Source organism: Stenotrophomonas sp. GW821-FHT02D01 (assembly GCF_059421765.1).
Map to the genome: position 1 here is coordinate 101,031 of NZ_JBWKVP010000005.1, position 19,390 is coordinate 120,420.

Genomic DNA, 19,390 nt, shown 5'->3' on the forward strand with positions numbered 1-19,390 from the left:
CCCCGCCTGGACGCCGTCTCGATGTCGAGCAAGCCGTATTCAGAAGCCTGCGAACGCAACCGCGAACCGATCGCCGCTGCGCTCGACCCGTGGATGGGAGATCGCCACCGGGTGCTGGAGATCGGTAGCGGCACCGGGCAGCATGCCGCTTTCTTCGCCGAGCGCTGGCCATGGCTGCGCTGGCAGCCCAGCGACCATCCGGATCATCTGCCCGGCATCGAGTCCTGGCGCGCGGAGGCGGCGCTGCTGAACCTGCTGCCGCCGGTGGTGCTGCAGGTGGAACTGCCGCCAGCGCCCGGCCTGAGCTTGCCGGAAGGCAGCATGTTCGACGCTGCCTTCAGTGCCAATACCCTGCACATCATGAGCTGGGAGCACGTGCAGGCGTTGTTTGCAGCACTTCCACCCCTGCTGCGCCACGGCACGTTGCTGGCGGTGTACGGCCCGTTCAACTACGGCGGTCGCTACACCAGCGACAGCAATGCGCAGTTCGATGCGTGGCTGAAGGCGCGTGATCCGCGCAGCGGCATCCGCGATAGCGAAGCGGTGCAGGCGCTGGCCGCAGACAACGGCTTTACCCGCTTGGGGGACGTGGCGATGCCGGCCAACAACCGCCTGCTGCTGTGGCGGCTGGGCTGAACCACCGGTAGCGCCAGCCGCTGGCCGGCAACACATTGTCCGGGAAGGGCAGATGCCGGCCAGAGGCCGGCACTACCACCTGCCGCTATTACGCCACCTGCACGATATGCAGCGCCTTCGGGTTGCGCCACTGCGCCAGCAGCACCGCTTCGCGGGCCTTGGCCTTCTCGAAGTGCGCTTCCTTGACGTGACCGAAGCCGCGGATGTGCTCGGGAATGCTGGCGATCTCCACCGCCAGTGCCAGGCGGTCGTCATCCAGTCCGTCGATCAGCTGCTGCACGGTCGCCTCGTAGTCGGTGATCAGCTGGCGCTCCATGCGACGCTCTTCGGTGCGGCCGAATACATCCAGGCGACCACCGCGCAGGAACTTCAGCTTCGCCAGCAGGCCGAACGCCTTGAACATCCACGGGCCGTACTCCTTCTTCTGCAGCCGGCCCTGTTCGTCCTTCTTGGCGAACAGCGGCGGTGCCAGATGGAAGCGCAGCTGGTAATCGCCTTCGAACTGCTGCTGCAGGCGCCGCTGGAAGTCGCCGCTGGTGTACAGGCGCGCCACTTCGTACTCGTCCTTGTACGCCATCAGCTTGAACAGGTAGCGGGCCACGGTTTCGGTCAACGCGGTGGAGCCGCCGATGCGCTCGGCTTCGGTCGCGCGTACACGCTCGACCAGCGTGCGGTAGCGGTTGGCGTAGGCGGCATCCTGGTAGTCGGTCAGGAAGGCCGAGCGGCGCTCGATCATCTCGTCCAGCGAGCGCGACAGGCGCGCGTCGTCCAGCGGCAGGAAGGCGACATCACCACCGTGCGTCGGCAGTCCACGCAGCTCGCGCTCGTCACCGGTGTTGCGCGGTGCGGCGGTGGCGCCCCACTCGTTGCCTTCCCATTCGCCCGGCGGCAGCGCATGCAGCGGGCCCGGCGTGTTCTCGGTGTCGGTGTGGCGGTTACGCACCAGGCCGGCGGCCTGCTGCACGGCCTGCGGATCGACCGCGGCCAGGCGGCCCCAGGCGAAGGCCTGCTGGTTCATCGCCACGGCCGCGCCGTTGAGTTCGATGGCGCGCATCAGCGACTCGAACGACAGCGGCACCAGGCCCTGCTGCCAGGCGTAGCCGAGGATGAACAGGTTGGCGGCGATCGCATCGCCGAGCAGCGCGGTGGCCAGCTGGGTTGCGTCCAGCAGCAGCGGCTCCTCGCCACCCAGGGCCACGCGCACGCCGGCGATGATGTCGGCGGCGGGGAACTGCATGTCCGGGCGGGTGGTGAAGGTGCCCGGCATCGCTTCGTAGGTATTGAGCACCACCTGCGAACGGCCGGCGCGTACCTTCGACAGCGCCCAGTAGTCGTTGACCACCACCATGTCGCAGCCCAGCACCAGATCGGCTTCACCAGCGGCGATGCGCACCGCATGGATATCGTCCGGGCGGCGGGCGATGCGGATGTGCGTGGTCACCGCGCCACCCTTCTGCGCCAGTCCGGTCTGGTCGAGCACCGAGGCGCCCTTGCCCTCAAGGTGACCGGCCATGCCCAGCAGGGCGCCGATGGTCACCACGCCGGTACCGCCAACGCCGGTGATCAGGATGTTCCAGGGTTGCTCCAGGGTGCCGCGCACCACCGGTGCCGGCAGGTCGTCCAGCAGCGTGGAGGCATCGCGCTTGCTGCCCTTGCGCGGTTGCCCACCGTGCACGGTGACGAAGCTCGGGCAGAAGCCGTTGACGCAGGAATAGTCCTTGTTGCAGTTGGACTGGTCGATGTCGCGCTTGCGACCGAACTCGGTCTCCTTCGGCAGCACCGACACGCAGAAACTCTTCTTGCCGCAGTCGCCGCAGCCTTCGCAGACCAGCGAATTGATCATCACCCGCTTGGCCGGGTCTTCCAGCTTGCCGCGCTTGCGGCGGCGGCGCTTCTCGGTGGCGCAGGTCTGTTCGTAGATCAGGATCGAAACTCCCTTCACTTCGCGCAGGCGCTTCTGCACCGCATCCAGCTCGCTGCGGTCGTGGAACTCCACGTCGCTGGGGAAATGCTCGCGCTGGCGCGTCCACTTGGCGATGTTGTCCGACAACACCATGATGGTGTGGATGCCCTCGGCCCGCATCTGCTTTGCGATGTCCGGCACGCTCAACGGGCCGTCCACCGGCTGCCCGCCGGTCATCGCCACCGCGTCGTTGTAGAGGATCTTGTAGGTGATGTTGACGCCGGCGGCGATCGCCTGGCGGATGGCCAGCGAACCGCTATGGAAATAGGTGCCGTCGCCCAGGTTCTGGAACACGTGCTGGGTGTCGGTGAACGCTGCCTGCCCGGCCCACGTCACGCCTTCGCCACCCATGTGGGTGAAGGTGTCGGTGCTGCGGTCCATCCAGGTCACCATGTAATGGCAACCGATGCCGGCCAGCGCACGCGAGCCGTCCGGCACGGTGGTGGAGGTGTTGTGCGGGCAGCCGGAGCAGTAGTGCGGCACGCGCGGGAAGCTGGCGCGCGGCAACGCAAGCTCGGCTTCCTTCTCCTGCATCCACTGCAGGCGCTGCTCGATGGATTCGTTGTTGAAGAACTTCTGGATGCGGCGACCGATCACGCCGGCGATGGTGGCCGGGGTCAGTTCGCCGGTGGACGGCAGGATCCACTCGCCGGCCTCGTCGTACTTGCCGACGATGGACGGGCGCTGGCCCCAGCTGGCCGGCCAGTTGAAGAACTGCTCCTTCATCTGGCGCTCGATGAAGGCACGCTTCTCCTCCACCACGATGATGTCTTCCAGGCCCTGCGCAAAGCGCGCGATGCCTTCCGGTTCCAGCGGCCAGGTCATGCCGACCTTGTACACGCGGATGCCGATGTCGGCGCAGGCCTGCTCGTCCAGGCCCAGGTATTCCAGTGCCTGCAGCACGTCCAGGTAGCTCTTGCCGGTGGTGACGATGCCCAGCCGCGCACGCGGCGCGTCCATCACCACCTTGTCGATGCCGTTGGCACGCGCGAAGGCCTGCGCGGCTTTCACCGCATAGCGGTGCAGGCGCATCTCCTGGTCCAGCGGCGGATCGGGCCAGCGGATGTTGAGGCCGCCGGCGGGCATGTCGAAGTCCTCCGGCAGCACGATGCGCCGGGCCAGCGGATCAACCTCGACCGAGGCCGACGATTCCACCGTCTCGGCGATCGTCTTGAAGCCGACCCAACGCCCGGTGTAACGGCTCATCGCCCAGCCGAGCAGGCCCATGTCGAGGATGTCCTGCACGCCGGCCGGGTTCAGCACCGGCATCATCGCGCTGACGAATTCGTCCTCGCTGCCATGCGGCAGCGTCGAGCTGCGGCAGGCATGGTCATCGGCGGCCAGTGCCAGCACACCACCATGGCGCGACGTGCCGGCGGCATTGGCGTGCTTGAACACGTCGCCGCAGCGGTCCACGCCCGGGCCCTTGCCGTACCACATGCCGAACACGCCCTGCACGTTGGCACCGGGGAACAGGTTGGTCTGCTGGGTACCCCACACCATGGTGGCGCCCAGGTCCTCGTTGAGGCCCGGGGTGAACTTCACCTTGGCCGTTTCCAGGTGCTTGCGCGCGCGCCACAGTTCCAGGTCGAAGCCGCCCAGCGGGCTGCCGCGATAGCCACTGATGAAACCGGCGCTGTCGATGCCCGCAGCTTCGTCGCGCAGGCGCTGCATCAGCGGCAGCCGCACCAGCGCCTGCACGCCACTCAGGTAGATCCGCCCTTCGTTGCGGGTGTACTTGTGGTCGAGCGTGTAATCACGGTCGAGCAGGTCGGCGGAAGCGGGCGAGGTGAGTTGCGCGGTACTGGTCATGGCTGGCCTGTCAGGATCGGCTGGCACCGGCCGCGCAGGTGCACGCGGCGGGAAAGGCGCGAATTGTAACAGTGGGGGGCCAAGGCCCCAGGCACTCGCGCCGGGGCCGTGCTGGGGTTAGGATCGGGGAGAGAGAGGGAGGGTTGGTGTTTCAACCTTGGGGGAATTGGGATGTCAGTTGCAGGACAGTTCCTGGCCGGCGTGTTGCTGGTTTCGGGAGCGGCCACTGTGTGGGCCGCGCCGGCATTGCCGGCACCGCAGGAGTTCTATTTCGACAGCGACGCCGCTGCCGCGCCGATCACGGTGGTGCAGGGTGAAGGCGAAGACCTGGTGGCACAGCTGCTGAAGCATCGCGAGCGTGGCCGCAAGGGGCTGGAAGCCACGGCGCAGCTGGCGTCGGTGGCCATCGCGCAGGGGCGCGCGGAACTGGGCGACAAGCTCTATCGCGAGGCACTGGCCGAGGCGCCGGTGCAGAGCGCGCTGGGCCGCAGCGTACGCTGGAACTATGGCTGGGACCTGTTGCGGCAGGGCCAGGCGCTGGCCGCGCTGGAACAGTGGCAGGCCGCTGCCAGCACCCTGCGCAGCAATCCGGGCTGGGTACCGCCGAGCTATGCGTTGGCGCTGTGGCGGGCCGGCCAGCAGCAGGAGGCGGTGAAGTGGTATGCCGCCGCCGTACGGACCGAGCCGGGGCAATGGCGCGACAGCAGTCATTACGCGCAGCTGTTGCCGCAATGGCGCGATGACGAACGCGCGACCTTGGCCGAAGTACAGCAGGCCTGGGCGGCCGCACCTCCAGCCTGGCCCTGACAGCGGCCGGCCGCTGGCGGCGTGCAAGGGGGCCTACAATGGTTGGCCCTTCGCTGCCATGAGCTCCGGATGCGCCAACGCGCTACCTTGCTGTTGTTCCTGTCGCTGCTGCTGCCAGGGGGACTGAATGCTCAGGACCGGTCCGTGCCGGACTGGCTGCAGCCGGTCGTCACCCGCATCGCCGCCCTGCAGGCCAGCGATGTCCCGGCCGAGCGCTGGCAGGGGGCCGAGTTGTCGCTGGCATTGGGCGTACAGGCCGACGGCCAGCGCCTGACCGATGCCGATGCACTCACGCCGGTTTTCCTGGACGCCTGGCAGGCCGCGCCAGCGCACCGCTTCCACCGCCACCGCCTGTTGCGGCTGTGCCAGGGCACGCTCACCTGCGGTGACCCCGTCGGTCGCAATCTTGGCTTGCCCACGGCTGCGCCCACAGGTGCCGGGCTGTTGCCGGCACTGCTGGAGGCGCAGCGTGCGGACGATCAGGACAACGGCGAGGGCGCGTGGCAGGCGGTGCAGGTGGCCTGGCGGTTGGAAGAAGTCGGCATGGCGACACAGCAGCTGCGCGCCGCCGCGGAACGGCAACCGTTCGGTGATGGGACGCGGCGGCTGCTGGCGATGCAGCTGCAGGCGCTGGCAGGGGTGTCGTTGTCCGACACGCCGCTGGAGGAGGCGGACCGCAGCCCGCGGCAGATCGTCGAAGACGCCCTACTGGGGTCGCTGGAGGAACGCACCTTGTGGGACTTCGCCGGCATTGCGCTGTGCGGGCAGGCACAGCACAGCGCAACGTGCAGGAGGCTGGCCACGCAGATGACAGCCAGTGGCGATCTGGGTCTGCAGGAACTGGCACTGCGGCTGGTGCCCGCCGATCCTGATGCCCAGCGCGCACTTGACTGGCTGCAGTGGCAACAGCTGAGTGCGCGGCGGCGGGGGCTGCCCGCCGGCTACCTGCAGCGCGCCGCGCGCGAAGGCACGACGGCAGCCATCAGCCGCCTGTTGCAGGAAAACGGTCTGCCGCTGACCCCGCCCGCTGGCTGGAGCCCAGACACCGCACCCTGACCGACAGGGAATCCACGCCCTGCGTAGATGGACGCGGTGGCGGCGACCCTCAGTCGTCCGCGGACACCGTGCGCCCCGACGCCCATTCCCGCAACGCCGCCACCTGCTCGGCCATCAGCACCGACAGCGGCCGTGTCGTGCGGATCTCGCCCATCAGCAGCTCGGTATCCAGTGGCCGGCCTTCGGCATGCGCCGAATACAGTCCCGCCACGATCGCCTGCTCGATTTCCGCACCGGAAAACCCGTTGGCCGCTGCGGCCAGTGCCGGCAGCGCGAAGTCGTCGGCATTGAGCTGGCGCCGTCCCAGGTGCAGGCGCAGCAGTTCCACGCGCACATCGGCCGAGGGCAGGTCGACGAAGAAGATCTCGTCGAAGCGGCCCTTGCGCAGCAGCTCGGCCGGCAGCTCGTGCACCTGGTTGGCGGTGGCCACGATGAACACCGGCGCCTTGCGCTCGGCCATCCAGGTCAGCAGGTAGCCGAGCACGCGGCGCGACACGCCGCCATCCTCGGTGCCGGTGGCCAGGCCCTTTTCGATCTCATCCATCCACAGCACGCACGGCGCCAGCTGCTCGGCCGAGGCCAGTGCCTGGCGCAGGTTGGCTTCGGTCTCGCCGTGGTACTTGTTGTACAGCGCGCCCACGTCCAGGCGCAGCAGCGGCACGCCGAAGCCGGCGGCGGTGGCCTTGGCCAGCATCGACTTGCCGCAGCCCTGCACGCCCAGCAGCAGCATGCCGCGCGGCGGGTCCAGCCCGGCCGGTGCCGAGCCGGCGATGAAGGCGACGCGACGCTGGTTGATCCAGCGCTTGAGCCGGTTGGCGCCGGCCACATCGCCGAAGCGCGCGCTGTCATGTTCAAAGAACAGGTGGCCGCTGCGGTTGAGCAGCTCGAACTTCAGCCGCGCCAACTGTGGCAGGTCATCGTCGCGCAGCGCGCCATCGGCATAGATCAGCTGCCGCGCGATGCGCCGCGCATCGACCAGGCTCAGGCCCTGCAGGTTCTTCAGGATCTTCTTGACCGCCTCGCTGTCCACTTCCACCCGGCGCCCGCCGTGTTCGCGTGCATAGGCATCGGCTTCCTCGCGCAGCATCTTCAACAGCGCATTGGCGTCGGGCAGGCGCGGGTTGAAGCGCACCGCCAGGGCTTCCAGTTCGGCGGGCAGTTCCACCTTGGCGCCGATCAGCACCAGCACGTGCGGTTCGCTGTGGCGGCGCTGGATCAGGTCGCGCAGGGCACGCTGGTGGCTGGCGTAGCCCAGGTAGGGGTGGAAATCGAGCAGCAGGTACACGCCGCGCTGGTCGGCCTGGCGGATCATCTGCAGTGCGGCGCTGGCATCGGGCGGACCGACCGGCTCGTCCTCGCGCTCCAGGTCGATGCGACGCAGGCCCTCGGTGATCGACCAGCGGTGCAGGGCCCGCCAGACATGCATCAGCGTCTGCCGGAACAGCTCGACGATGCGACCCTCATCCTGGGTCTCGACCACGATCAACGGCGTGTTGGCGCGGATCAGTGCGCTCAGGTCCTGCAGTTCGCTCATGGCGGTTCGATCCTTCGGGGGCGCCACGATAGCAAAGGCCGGGGGCACGGGTTCAGCACGGCTCTACCTTCCGTCACCATCGGCGGTGTACGCTCGGGGCACGTACCCGGAAGCGAGGCTGGCATGAAGACGATCCTGGTGGCCGGTTCCAAAGGCGGGGTGGGCAAGACCACCATCGCCACCCACCTGGCCGCGTACGCGGCATTGCAAGGCAAGGCCACGGTGATCGCCGATGCCGACCCGCAGGGCTCCAGCACCCGCTGGGCACAGCGCCGGGCCGGGCTGGAAAGCGCGGTGCTGCCGATCGACGTGTACCGCAAGAAGCAATGGGCGCAGAAGCTGCCCGACGGTACCGATACCGTGGTGATCGATGCACCGGCCGGCGCGCTGGCCGACGATATCCCGCATTTCCTCGACGCTGCCGATGCCGTGGTGGTGCCGGTGCTGCCCTCGGCACTGGACATCGAAGCCATCGTCGGCTTCCTCAACAGCCTGGCCCAGGTGCCCCGCGTGCACAGCCGCAAGCTGCCGGTCGGGCTGGTGCTGAACCGCACCAAGCCCTGGACCCAGACCTCGCAGCAGGCCCTGCAGATGCTGGCTGACTGGCCCTATCCGGTGGTCGCCCAACTGCGCGACAGCCAGAGCTATGTGGTCATGACCGGCCTGGGCCGCAGTCTTTTCGATTACCGCTCCGCCCAGGTGCGCGAGCACCAGGCCGACTGGGAACCCCTGTTGGCCTGGCTGAAGCTGTAACAGCCGTAGGTCTCCATCCCTTCATTGGAATCCCGCAATGCGCGAACTGATCCTGCTCCGCCACGCCCACGCCGAACCGGCCACCACCGGCCAGGCCGACCTCGACCGGCCGTTGTCGCCGGTCGGGCTCGCTGAAGCCGAAGCCGCCGGCAAGTGGCTGAAGGAGAACAACCTGCTGCCGGACTGCGTACTGTGTTCACCTTCGCGGCGGACCCGCGAAACCCTGGAAGCGGTGATGGCAGCCATCGGCTATGTCGAAAAGCGCCTGGAAGACCGCATCTACGAGGCCACCCCCGGCACCCTGGCCGCGCTGGTGGACGAGCGCCGTGACCTGGACCGGGTGCTGATCGTCGGCCACAACCCCGGGCTGGAGCAGCTGGTGGCGCTGATGACCGATGGCACCAGCAGTGATTACCGTGGCATGCCGCCGGGCGGCGTGGCCGTGCTCGGTTTCGCCCGCGAGGCGACGATCGAGCCGGGCGTGGCCAGCCTGAACGCCTTCTGGTGGCCGTGAGCCGATGAGGTTGGCGTTGCCGGGCCGCTGCCTGCTGCCAGTCGTTCTGGCGATCGGCCCGGCCTGGGCCGCCACACCGCCACCGACCGCGCTGCCGGCGGTCGTGGCCGAACCGCCGCGTACGCTGCAGCTGGATGTGGTGCGCTCACAGATCGGTTTCGAAGTCCGCACCCGCTTCGGCCAGCGCATCGAGGGCGTGTTCCCCCGTTTCGAGGGGCGTATCGAGGTGCTGTCCGATGGCCGCCACCAGGTCCACCTGAAGATGTTCACCCGCACCGTGGAGATTCCCGGCAAGGACCGCTATACCGGCTGGATGCGCGGCCCCGAGTTCTTCGATGCCGGCCGTTACCCGTTCGTGGAGTTCGACTCGCTGCCGTACTGGCCGGAGACGGTTGCCGAGGGCGGCGGTATCGACGGCCGGTTGACCCTGCGCGGGGTCAGCCATCCGGAGACGCTCAAGGTCGAGAAAGCGGAATGTGCCCGACCCGGCTATGATTGCGACGTCGTCAGCCGCGGTACCGTGCAACGAGGTCGGTATGGCATGGACAGCTGGCAGCTTGCCTTGAGTGACCGAGTGACTTTCGTATTGCGTGCGCGCCTCAGCGAGGCGCCGAAACCGTGAATCCCTTGCTGCGTGTATTGGCGCTGGCAACCGTGTTGCTGGGCAGCGGCTGCGCGTCGCTGTCGCATGCCCAGCGTGATCGCGCCGAGGCGATTGCCGTGCAGGCGCGCTCGACCCAGGTCGATTGCCTGCAGGCCGACCGCTGCGCGCTGGATTCGCCCCTGCGGGCACTGGCCGGCCGGGCGTTCAGCGAATCGACCCCGGACCAGCCGCGGCACTACGCCACCCTGCTGGACGAGGGCGAAGGTGCGCTGGTCGCGCGCCTGAACCTGCTGCGCAGCGCCACCCGCAGCATCGACCTGCAGACCTACATCTTCGACAAGGACGACAGCGCCCGCCTGGTCATCGACGAGCTGCTGGCGGCGTCGCGGCGCGGGGTGAAGGTGCGGCTGCTGATCGACCAGCTTTCGGCGATCTCCGACCTGCAGATCCTCGGCGCACTGGCCGGTGCCCACGAGAACTTCCAGCTGCGGGTCTACAACCCCACCTTCGGCAAGGCCCGTCTGAACTACTTCGACTATGCCGGCAGCGTGCTGTGCTGCTTCCGCCGCTTCAACCAGCGCATGCACAACAAGCTGCTGGTGGTTGACGATGCGATCGGCGTGGTCGGTGGGCGCAACTACCAGGACGACTATTACGACTGGGACCGCGAGTACAACTTCCGCGACCGTGACGTGCTGATCGCCGGCCCCGAAGCACGGGCGATGGCGGCCAACTTCGATGCCTTCTGGCGCGCGCAGCGCAGCGTACCGGCCGAGCGGCTGAACGATGTCGGCCGTACCCTGCTCAAGCAGGGCGTGCCGCTGCTGCCACCGGCGCAGTTCCGCAGGCCCGAGCGGGTGGAGCGGGTCAGCGAGGAAGCCAACGACGTCGCCTTCGTCACCCGTTCGTTCGTGGATACCGCCCTGCCGGTCGCCTCGGTGCGCTATGTGGCCGATCTGCCGCGCAAGCACCGGCGTGAGCGCGCCGACGCCCCACTGGCCGGGCAGCATGTCACCGAGCCGCAGCTGGACGCACTGATCTCCAGTGCGCAGCACGAAGTGATCCTGCAGACGCCCTACCTGGTGCTGTCCAAACCGGCACAGAAGCTGTTCCGCGAGCTGCGCAAGCGCCCGCAGCCGCCGCGCGTGGTGGTCTCCAGCAACAGCCTGGCCGCCACCGACAACCCGATCGTGTATGCGCTGTCCTACAAGTACAAGCGGCGCAACATGCGCGAGCTGGGCTTCAACATCTTCGAATTCAAGCCGTTCCCGCTGGATGCGCCAGTCGATTACCGCAACCTGCTGCCCGACCCGATCGCAGCGCCGGGCAGCGATACCGGCCGCAATCCGCTGCTCGGTGGCAGCGCGGCGGGCAGCAATGCCGGTGGCGGTAGTGGTGGTGATGCGGTGGCCGCTGCGGATGTGGACGACCGGCCGGCGCGGGTGATCCATCCGCGTACCGGCAGTGCGTATGAGAATGCCCGTGCGCGCCGGCGTGCTGCCGGCAGCGAAGTCGAGACCCGCCTGCTGCGTACCGAAACGCGCCCCTCGTTCCTGGGCAGCAAGGCGGTCAACAAGCCGCTGCCGGTCACCCGCAAGGGCGCGCGCATGGGCCTGCATGCCAAGTCGCTGGTGGTCGACCGCCGCATCGGCGTGGTCGGCACCCACAACTTCGATCCGCGCAGCGAGAACTACAACACCGAAGGCGCGGTGATCATCGACGATCCGGCCTTCGCCGAGCAGCTGGCCCAGAGCATCCTGCGCGATACCCACCCGCAGAACTCCTGGACGGTGGCGCCGCGTGCCAAGCCGCCGGTCCTGTCCGGCCTGAACTACAGCGTCGGCAAGGCCTCCGAGGCGCTGCCGATCCTCGACTTCTGGCCGTGGCGCTATGCCACCGACTACGAGTTCAAGCCCGGCCCGGACTGCCCGCAGCCACTGCCGCGGCAGAGCGCCGATTTCCACCGCTGCTATGTCGCGGTGGGCGACTTCCCCGAGGTCAATGTCGGGCCGAAGTGGCTGCTGGTGCGCATGCTGACCGCATTCGGCGCCGGCCTCGTTCCCATCCTCTGAAGGTAGCCGCATGACCCAGGTATTCCGCGAAGCCGTTTCCATCGAGCAGCTCAACGCACTCAGCCGCAATACCGCCATCGATACCCTCGGCATCGTCTTCAGCGCCGCTGGCGAGGACTGGCTGCAGGCGACCATGCCGGTGGATGAGCGCACCCGCCAGCCGTACGGCATCCTGCACGGTGGCGCCTCGGTGGTGCTGGCCGAAACCCTCGGCAGCAGCGCCGGCAACCTCTGCGTGGATACCGCCAAGCAGGTCTGCGTGGGCCTGGAGATCAACGCCAACCACGTACGCGCCGTGCGTTCGGGTACGGTCACCGGCACCGCGCGCGCGGTGCACGTGGGCCGCAGCACCCAGCTGTGGGAAATCCGCATCGAGGACGAGCAGGGCCGGCTGGTCTGCATCTCGCGGCTGACCCTGGCCGTGGTGGCGGCCGGGCACGGTTGAGCCGTCGCGGCATCGGTGACGGCGGCGGAACCCAGCGTTCCCCACCGATGGCCGCCGTCAATGAGACTTATGGCCGAATTCGGCTGGCAGCGATGGCAGCCCTCCGGTATCGTGCGTGGATGACTTCCCCCACTCCGGCCCCCCGCGGCGGCGTGGCGCGTGTGTGCCGTTACCTGTACCGCGTACCGCTGCTGTTGGTCCACATCACCGTGTTCCTGCCGCTGATCCTGATCGGCATGCTTCCGCCATGGGGCGAGCTGCGCGTGGGCGACGATACCTTCGGCGCCAAGGTAGTGAACTGGTGGCAGGGCGGCCTGATGTGGATCTTCGGCTTCCGCCTGTCGCGCGTCGGCCAGCCACTGCCGGGCGCAGTGCTGTTCGTCGCCAACCATGTCAGCTGGGTCGATATCTCCATCCTGCACAGCCAGCGCATGATGGGCTTTGTCGCCAAGCGCGAGATCGCCAGCTGGCCGGTGGTCGGTTGGCTTGCCGGGCGCGGCCAGACCATTTTCCACCAGCGTGGCAACACTGAATCGCTGGGTGGGGTGATGCAGGTGATGGCCGACCGCTTGCGCGCCGGCAAGGCCGTTGGCGTGTTCCCGGAAGGGCGTACCCGCGGTGGCCACGACGTTGGCCCGTTCCATGCGCGCATCTTCCAGGCGGCGGTCGAAACCAGCGTGCCAGTACAGCCGGTGGCGCTGGTCTATGGCGTGCGCGGGAATGCACAGACCATCGTGGCCTTCGGCCCGGGCGAGAGTTTCTTTGCCAATTTCCTGCGCCTGCTCGGTGAGCCGGCGCGGCCTACCGAAGTGCATTTCCTGGAGCCGATCGGCACCCAGGACCTGGAAGGCCGTCGGCGCATCGCGGAAACTTCGCGCGCGCGCATCGTGGCGGCCATGAGCGGGGATTGAGGCGAGGGTGGCCGTGTCCCCGCCACCGACCCTCGACGCTGATGCGCCGATGCTCACCGCGTCCGACTATCAGCCGCCGCGCTGGCTGCGCAATCCGCACCTGCAGTCGATGCTCAGCTCCAGCCGCATGCGCCTGCAGCGCGGCCTGCTGCTGCTGGCCGCCACCGGCGCGGTCAGCGAGGAGCTGATCCTCGATGGTGGCGAAGGTGTGCGCCTGCAGGGTTGGCACAGCCATGTCGAAGGGCGCGAACCGCGCGGCATTGCCCTGCTGCTGCACGGCTGGGAAGGCAGCGCCGAATCCAGCTACATGCGCATGGCCGCTGCCCGCATGCTGGAGCAGGGGTTCGACGTGGTGCGGCTGAATTTCCGCGACCACGGCAACACCCATCATCTCAATCCCGGCATCTTCCACTCCAACCTCATCGACGAAGTGGTGCATGCCGCAGGCGATGTCGCCCAGCGCTGGCCCGATCTGCCGCTGGTTGCAGCCGGCTATTCGCTGGGTGGCAACTTCGTGCTGCGGCTGGCCCTGCGCGCACCGGCCGCCGGTGTACCGCTGCAGCACGTGGCCGCGGTCTGCCCGGTGCTCGACCCCGGGCTGACCATGGAGAACATCGAGAACGGCCCGGCGATGTACGACTGGTACTTCCGCCGCAAGTGGGCCGGCTCGCTGCGGCGCAAGCGCGATCTGTTCCCCGAACTGAGCGACTGCGACGACCGTGTGCTGAACATGGACATCCGTTCGCTGACCGCCTGGCTGGTCGAACGGCACACCACGTTCGGTTCGTTGCAGGCCTATTTCGATGGCTACTCCATCGCCGGCGACCGCCTGTCCACGCTGCAGGTACCTGCTGACATCCTGATGGCGCAGGACGATCCGGTGATCCCCTACGCGACCTTCCGCGATTGGCAGCTGCCGCAGCAGGCGCGGCTGGAAACCGCCTGCTGGGGCGGCCACTGTGGCTTCCTGGAGAACTGGCGTGGCGATGGGTTCTCCGAGCGCTGGGTCGCACAGCGCCTGCGGCGGGTCCTGCCGGGCTGAACCGGCACCGGCGCGCGGCCCGCTACAATGCGGGTTTGACCTTGAACCGGACGGCCATGCAAGACCAGATCCTCCAAGCGTTGCGCCAGAACGATGCCGGCCAGGCCGTGCAGCTGGCCCAGGCGTGGACCCGTGACGAACCCGGCAAGGCCGAGGCCCACCGCTGGCTGGCGCTTGCGCTGCAGCAGCAGGGCCAGGCCGAGGCCGCGATGGAGGCGTTGCAGCAGGCGCTGCAGCTGGCCCCCGATGATGCGCAGCTGCACCTGCAGCACGCCGGCCTGCTGCTGGCACTGCGCCAGTTCGACGGGGCCGATGAAGCCCTGCTGCGCACCACCGGGCTCGACCCCAACGCCTTCCCCGCCTACCTGATGCAGGCGCACCTGGCCGTGGGCCGCAACGATTTCGACGAGGCCCAGCGGCTGTCGACCCTGGCATCGCGGCTGGAGCCGGACCATCCGGAACTGCTGACCATCGATGGCATGGTCGCGCTGCGCCGTGGCGATGCCGACCGTGCGCTGGCCCTGTTGTCGGCGGCCAGCCAGGCGCTGCCGGACGATACCCGCGTGCTGTACGCGCTGGGCTTTGCCTATCTGGGCAAGGACATGCTGGCGTTTGCCGAGCAGGCGTTCCGTCGCGTGCTGGCGTTGAACCCGAAGATGTCCTCGCTGCACGGCATGGTGGTGCAGCTGGCCTTGCGCCAGGGCAACGTGGAGGCCGCCGCCGAGGCAATGCAGCAGGCGCTGCAGGAGCCGGAGCTGGACGTGCCGCCGATGCGCCGCCTGGCCGGCGAACTGGCACTGCGCAGTGGCCAGCCGCTGCAGGCGCTGGAGCACCTGCTGCCGCTGCTGGAATCGCTGCAGGGTGATCGCCAGGTGCTGCAGCTGCTGCTGATGTCCTGGCAGCGCCTGGGCCGCGAAGATGAAGCCCGCACACGCCTGGATGACGCTCTGGAAAGCAATGACCAGCTGCATGACCTGTGGCTGGCACGACTGGCCGTGGAAGACGTCGGCAGTGCCGGCGCCGTAGCCGTCGTGGAGCGCTGGATGGCAGCGATGCCCGGCCACCTACCGGCGCTGGAAGCGCGCATGCGCCTGCATGACATGGCCGGCGAGCATGAGCAGGGCGAAGCCATCGCCGAGCGCATCACCACCCTGGAACCGGGCCGCGTCAGCGGTGAAAGCCGTCGCGTCGAGGGGCTGCTGCAGCGTGACCCGGCCGCCGCCGTGGAGCGCGTGCAGGCCCTGATCGCACAGGCACCGGAGGGACACCGCGCTGATCTGCGGACCTGGCTGGGCGAGATCCAGGATCGCGCCGGGCAGCCGGAAGAAGCGCTGCGTACGTGGATGGCGCTGCAGACCGACCAGGCTTCGCAGCGGCTGCCATTGCCGCCGCAGGCCAAGGCACCGCCGAGCTGGCCGGAGATGGCCAGCATCGACGAAGCGACGCGCGACAGCGGCTCGGCGCCGATCTTCCTGTGGGGCGCCCCGGGTTCGGGCGTGGAGCGGGTGGCAACCGGCCTGGCCGCTGCCAGCCCGGTGCTGCGCAGTGATCGTTACACCGCCACGCCACCGGACGATGCCTTCCAGAACTACAACACGCTGCAGGACCTGGCGTCGGGCGTGCTGAGCCCGGAACGCCTGGTCGAGCGTTGGCGCGAGCACCTGCCCGCCCGCGGCTTGGAAAGTGACACCGTGATCGACTGGCTGCTGTGGTGGGACAACGCGCTGTTGTGGGCATTGCGCCCGCAGCTGCCGCAGGGCCGCCTGCTGCTGGTGCTGCGCGACCCGCGCGACATGCTGCTGGACTGGATCGCCTACGGCGCCGCCGCACCGCTGGCGATGACCTCGATGGCCGAAGCCAGCCAGTGGCTGGTGCGTTCGCTGACGCAGATCGCCGCGCTGCACGAGGAAGACCTGTATCCGCACGTGCTGCTGCGCATCGACGACATCGGCAACGATGCGCACGCGATGGCCGACCTGCTGGGCCGCGTGTTCGGGCGTCCGATGCCGCCGGCCGCACAGCTGGGCGCACCGCGCCTGCCTGCCGGCCACTGGCGCAGGTATCGCGACGTGATGGGCGCCGCGTTCGCCCAGCTCACCCCGGTCGCGGTGCGGCTGGGTTACCCGGAAGAGTGAGGAGCATCTGATGCAACTGAGCAGTCACAGCCTGGTCAACGGTGCGCCGATCGACCGTGAGTTCGCCGCCGGCGATGCCGCCGGCTTTGCCCCCGACCGCAACCCGCACCTGGCCTGGAGCAGCGTGCCCGATGGCACCCGCTCGTTCCTGCTGGTGTGCGTGGACCCGGACGTGCCAACGGTACCGGAGACGGTCGGCCGCGATGACATGAGCGTGCCGCGCGATCAGCCGCGCTGCGATTTCGTGCACTGGGTGATGGCCGACATTCCGGCCTCGGTGCAGGAGATCGCCGCTGGCAGCTGCAGCGATGGTTTCGTGGTGAAGGGCAAGACCGCGCCGGCCGGCCCGGCCGGCAGCCGCCAGGGCCTGAATGATTTCACCGGCTGGTTCGCCGGCAATCCGGACATGGCCGGTGATTACCTCGGCTACGACGGCCCGTACCCGCCGTTCAACGACGAGCGCGTGCACCGCTACTTCTTCCGCGTGTTTGCGCTGGATGTGGCCACGCTGTCGTTGCCGGAACGCTTCACCGCCGCCGATGCGTACCGTGCAATGCACGGCCACGTACTGGCCGAAGCGGCGCTGCACGGCACCTATACATTGAATCCTGCGCTGGGTTGAGCGCGTCTGCAGGGCCGGGCCAAACCCGACTTTGCCTTCTGTAGCCATGCTCGCCTGCTTTTCGCCCAGTCGAGCATGGCTGGACTCTACAAAGGCCCGATCGAGCTGGCTCGACCCTGCCAGCTGCCCTTCTCATCTGTTTTTCAGTGGCAACGGCGCGAACACCAGCGTGTCGCCACGTGCGGTATACAGGGTCAACGGCCCCGCGCTACCCATGACCAGTGTGGAGGTCCCCAGAATCCTGCGCTTGGCTTCGGTTTCCTGTTCGCCTTTGGCACCGAAGCATCCCTTCAGGTTCTGTTCCATGCTGCCCAACGTGAGCTGGCTGTCTTTCAACGTGTATGGGCCGCTCATGCCGTTGCACAGGTTCAGCATGTTGGCACTGGTGCCGCGGAACAACAGACCGACGGGCGGATCACTGGCGATGAATAGTGCATCCAGGCGCTTGCCGTTGCCGTCGACTGCGTGGGTGAGATGCCACTCGTGTGCCTGCAGGCGTTGCAGATCGCTGGCATCACTGGCTGCCGCGAGGCCGGCAGGCGTTGTGGCCAGCAGGAGCGCGAAAATGCGGGAAAGAATCATGCCTGTCTCCTTGGCGGTTGGGTATGTAGAGTCGAGCCATGCTGGACTGCCTTCTGCCCAGCCGAGCATGACTCGACTTCAAGGTGTCCCATGGAAGAAGGGCGACCTCGCGGCCGCCCTTCTGCATTACTTCTTCTCGATCGCCGACTCGACCACCATGTCCAGCACGTACGCCTGCGACGGCGCATCGGCCGGCGGGTTCTTCACTTCGTAGCGCTTCACACGCACCACGTTGCGCACGCCGTCTTCGTGGGTGTAACCCTCGATGTTGCCGTAGAAGTTCTCGAACTTGCCCGGCTCGCCCTGCTTCAGGCCCTTGTCGTCGAACTTCACTTCGCGCACCTGCAGGCACTGGTAATCCGGGATCAGCGGGTGCGAGCACTTCTCGGTCTTCGCAGCCACTTCCAGGAACACGGTTTCGCCGGCGCCGCCATAGCGGGTTTCAGCGGTCGGTTCCGGGTTGAACACCAGCACGTCGCCCTTGGCGGTGGTCAGGGTCAGCACACCGTTGGCGTCCTGTTCGGCCTTCAGTTCGCCCTGCAGACGGCTGGAGACGGCTTCGTCCAGCGCCATCAGCGCCTTGTCGGTGCAGGCCATCATGGTCGAGGCCATCGCGCTCACGCTCAGCTTGCCATCGGCCAGGGTGTAACCGCCACCCATGCGGTTGCAGGTGTTGCTGACCGACAGGCGGCCATCAACGAAGTCCAGGGTGACCGGCTTGTCTTCGCGGGCGAACAGCGCATCGATGCGCTTGCCATCGGCCGCGGTGGCCTGCTGCAGCAGCCAGTGCTGGCTCTGCAGGCGCTGCGCATCCAGGTGTGCCAGCGCCTTCTGGTCGCCGGCCTTGGCCGCAGCCGGGGCCAGGTCGTCACCACCGGTACCGGCCGGGGCAGGGGTCTGGCTGCAGGCGGCCAGCAGGGCCAGCGGGAGGAGCAGGGTGAGCTTGCGGTTCATGGTGATTCTCCTTGGGGAACCGAGGGGGAAACGGACCGGGACCGGCAACGGGGTTCCCGTGCCCCGGAGCTGTTCAGCTGCCGGATGGCAACCACAGCAGCAATGCAGCGCCCAGGGCGATGCGGTAAATCGCGAAGGCCGTGAAGCGATGCGACTTGATGTAGCCCATCAGCCACTTCACTACGACGAAGCCGGTGATGGCTGCGGCAAGGAAGGCCACGCCAACGTCGGTCCAGTTCTCGCTGCCCAGGTTCCCTTCCTTGGCCAGTTCCAGGAAGGTGTAGGCGCTGGCAGCGAACATGGTGGGAATGCCGACCAGGAACACGAACTCGGCAGCGGCCGCGCGGCGGCTCAGGCCCAGCAGCATGGCCAGGAAGATCGCCGAGGCCGAGCGCGAGGTACCGGGGAACACGCCGGCCAGCACCTGCGCCAGGCCAACACCGATGGCCACCGTCCAGGTCACCTGGTCGCGATCGGGCAGGCGCGCGGTATAAGCCTCCACCAGCAGCATCCAGATGCCGCCGATGATCAGCGCCCAGGCCACCGGGCTGACGGTTTCCGGCAGCGACCAGCCGGCCTTGCGCACCACCAGGCCGACCACGGCGGTTACCAGGAAGGCCGCGCCGAGCTTGAACACGTACTCGCGGTTCTCGCGCTGGCCGAAGCCGGTGGCCAGCTGCAGCAGGCGCTGGCGGAACACCAGCACCACGGCCAGGATCGCACCGGCCTGGATGATGATGTTGAAGAAGTCCGATCGCGCGCCCAGCCAGTGCTGGGCGATCAGCAGGTGGCCGGTGCTGGAGATCGGCAGGAATTCGGTCAAGCCTTCGAGGATGCCCAGCAGCAGGGCGGAGAGCAGGTCGGACATGGACGGTGCGGGCGCGGGCGGCGGAAGAAGCCCGAGAGAATAGACGATCCATGCCGCACCAAACGGGTGCGTGCAGTAAT

General features: G+C 68.0%; 17 protein-coding genes. 12 read left to right on the plus strand and 5 right to left on the minus strand.

The annotated features are described in order from the left end of the window. Nucleotides 1-21 precede the first annotated feature (21 nt). Nucleotides 22-636: a DUF938 domain-containing protein gene (locus tag AC07UW_RS12020; protein WP_495212133.1), complete on the plus strand. Its 615-nt coding sequence runs from the start codon at nt 22-24 to the stop codon at nt 634-636. Between the two features lie 88 nt (nt 637-724). Here AC07UW_RS12020 and AC07UW_RS12025 read toward each other — a convergent pair whose 3' ends face one another. Then, nucleotides 725-4,411 carry an indolepyruvate ferredoxin oxidoreductase family protein gene (locus AC07UW_RS12025; RefSeq protein WP_495212134.1) on the minus strand — a complete coding sequence of 1,229 codons (3,687 nt, stop codon included), beginning with the start codon at nt 4,409-4,411 and terminating at the stop codon, nt 725-727. A 171-nt stretch (nt 4,412-4,582) separates the two neighbouring features. On the opposite strand from AC07UW_RS12025, the gene AC07UW_RS12030 reads away from it, so the two are divergent. Continuing rightward, nucleotides 4,583-5,218: a tetratricopeptide repeat protein gene (locus tag AC07UW_RS12030; protein WP_033832697.1), complete on the plus strand. Its 636-nt coding sequence runs from the start codon at nt 4,583-4,585 to the stop codon at nt 5,216-5,218. A gap of 69 nt (nt 5,219-5,287) precedes the next feature. Next, nucleotides 5,288-6,274, plus strand: coding sequence for a hypothetical protein (locus AC07UW_RS12035; protein ID WP_059063136.1), 987 nt, complete (start codon nt 5,288-5,290; stop codon nt 6,272-6,274). 49 nt (nt 6,275-6,323) lie between these two features. Here AC07UW_RS12035 and AC07UW_RS12040 read toward each other — a convergent pair whose 3' ends face one another. Beyond that, on the minus strand, nt 6,324-7,808 hold the full coding sequence (locus AC07UW_RS12040; protein WP_025875996.1) for an AAA family ATPase: 1,485 nt from the start codon (nt 7,806-7,808) through the stop codon (nt 6,324-6,326). A gap of 123 nt (nt 7,809-7,931) precedes the next feature. Here AC07UW_RS12040 and AC07UW_RS12045 point away from each other — a divergent pair, with 123 nt between their 5' ends. From AC07UW_RS12045 to AC07UW_RS12085, 9 genes are all read left to right on the plus strand, one after another. After that, entirely contained in the window at nt 7,932-8,561 is a 630-nt protein-coding gene (locus AC07UW_RS12045; RefSeq protein ID WP_336023115.1) for a ParA family protein, read from the plus strand. 37 nt (nt 8,562-8,598) lie between these two features. Next, nucleotides 8,599-9,075, plus strand: a complete 477-nt coding sequence (locus AC07UW_RS12050) for a SixA phosphatase family protein (RefSeq protein ID WP_032977995.1) — start codon at nt 8,599-8,601, stop codon at nt 9,073-9,075. Between the two features lie 4 nt (nt 9,076-9,079). Next, on the plus strand, nt 9,080-9,697 hold the full coding sequence (locus AC07UW_RS12055; RefSeq protein WP_033832699.1) for a YceI family protein: 618 nt from the start codon (nt 9,080-9,082) through the stop codon (nt 9,695-9,697). Continuing rightward, a complete protein-coding gene (locus AC07UW_RS12060; protein ID WP_495212135.1) occupies nt 9,694-11,751 on the plus strand; it encodes a phospholipase D family protein in 2,058 nt (685 codons plus the stop codon). Before AC07UW_RS12055 ends, AC07UW_RS12060 begins: the two co-directional genes overlap by 4 nt. A gap of 10 nt (nt 11,752-11,761) precedes the next feature. Beyond that, nucleotides 11,762-12,196: a hotdog fold thioesterase gene (locus AC07UW_RS12065; RefSeq protein ID WP_025875986.1), complete on the plus strand. Its 435-nt coding sequence runs from the start codon at nt 11,762-11,764 to the stop codon at nt 12,194-12,196. Nucleotides 12,197-12,315: 119 nt separating this feature from the next. Next, nucleotides 12,316-13,107: a lysophospholipid acyltransferase family protein gene (locus tag AC07UW_RS12070; RefSeq protein WP_312110958.1), complete on the plus strand. Its 792-nt coding sequence runs from the start codon at nt 12,316-12,318 to the stop codon at nt 13,105-13,107. 7 nt (nt 13,108-13,114) lie between these two features. Further along, nucleotides 13,115-14,149: a YheT family hydrolase gene (locus tag AC07UW_RS12075; RefSeq protein ID WP_025875982.1), complete on the plus strand. Its 1,035-nt coding sequence runs from the start codon at nt 13,115-13,117 to the stop codon at nt 14,147-14,149. Nucleotides 14,150-14,205: 56 nt separating this feature from the next. Then, nucleotides 14,206-16,284, plus strand: a complete 2,079-nt coding sequence (locus AC07UW_RS12080; RefSeq protein WP_154878994.1) for a tetratricopeptide repeat protein — start codon at nt 14,206-14,208, stop codon at nt 16,282-16,284. Between the two features lie 10 nt (nt 16,285-16,294). After that, nucleotides 16,295-16,906, plus strand: a complete 612-nt coding sequence (locus tag AC07UW_RS12085; RefSeq protein WP_223497425.1) for a YbhB/YbcL family Raf kinase inhibitor-like protein — start codon at nt 16,295-16,297, stop codon at nt 16,904-16,906. Between the two features lie 132 nt (nt 16,907-17,038). On the opposite strand, the gene AC07UW_RS12090 is transcribed toward AC07UW_RS12085, so the two are convergent. The 3 genes from AC07UW_RS12090 to AC07UW_RS12100 form a co-directional block, all read right to left on the minus strand. Beyond that, on the minus strand, nt 17,039-17,557 hold the full coding sequence (locus AC07UW_RS12090; RefSeq protein WP_132826311.1) for an META domain-containing protein: 519 nt from the start codon (nt 17,555-17,557) through the stop codon (nt 17,039-17,041). A 57-nt stretch (nt 17,558-17,614) separates the two neighbouring features. Next, nucleotides 17,615-18,442 carry an META and DUF4377 domain-containing protein gene (locus AC07UW_RS12095; RefSeq protein ID WP_025875974.1) on the minus strand — a complete coding sequence of 276 codons (828 nt, stop codon included), beginning with the start codon at nt 18,440-18,442 and terminating at the stop codon, nt 17,615-17,617. Nucleotides 18,443-18,515: 73 nt separating this feature from the next. Then, nucleotides 18,516-19,310, minus strand: a complete 795-nt coding sequence (locus tag AC07UW_RS12100; RefSeq protein WP_033832703.1) for an undecaprenyl-diphosphate phosphatase — start codon at nt 19,308-19,310, stop codon at nt 18,516-18,518. Between the last annotated feature and the right edge of the window lie 80 nt (nt 19,311-19,390).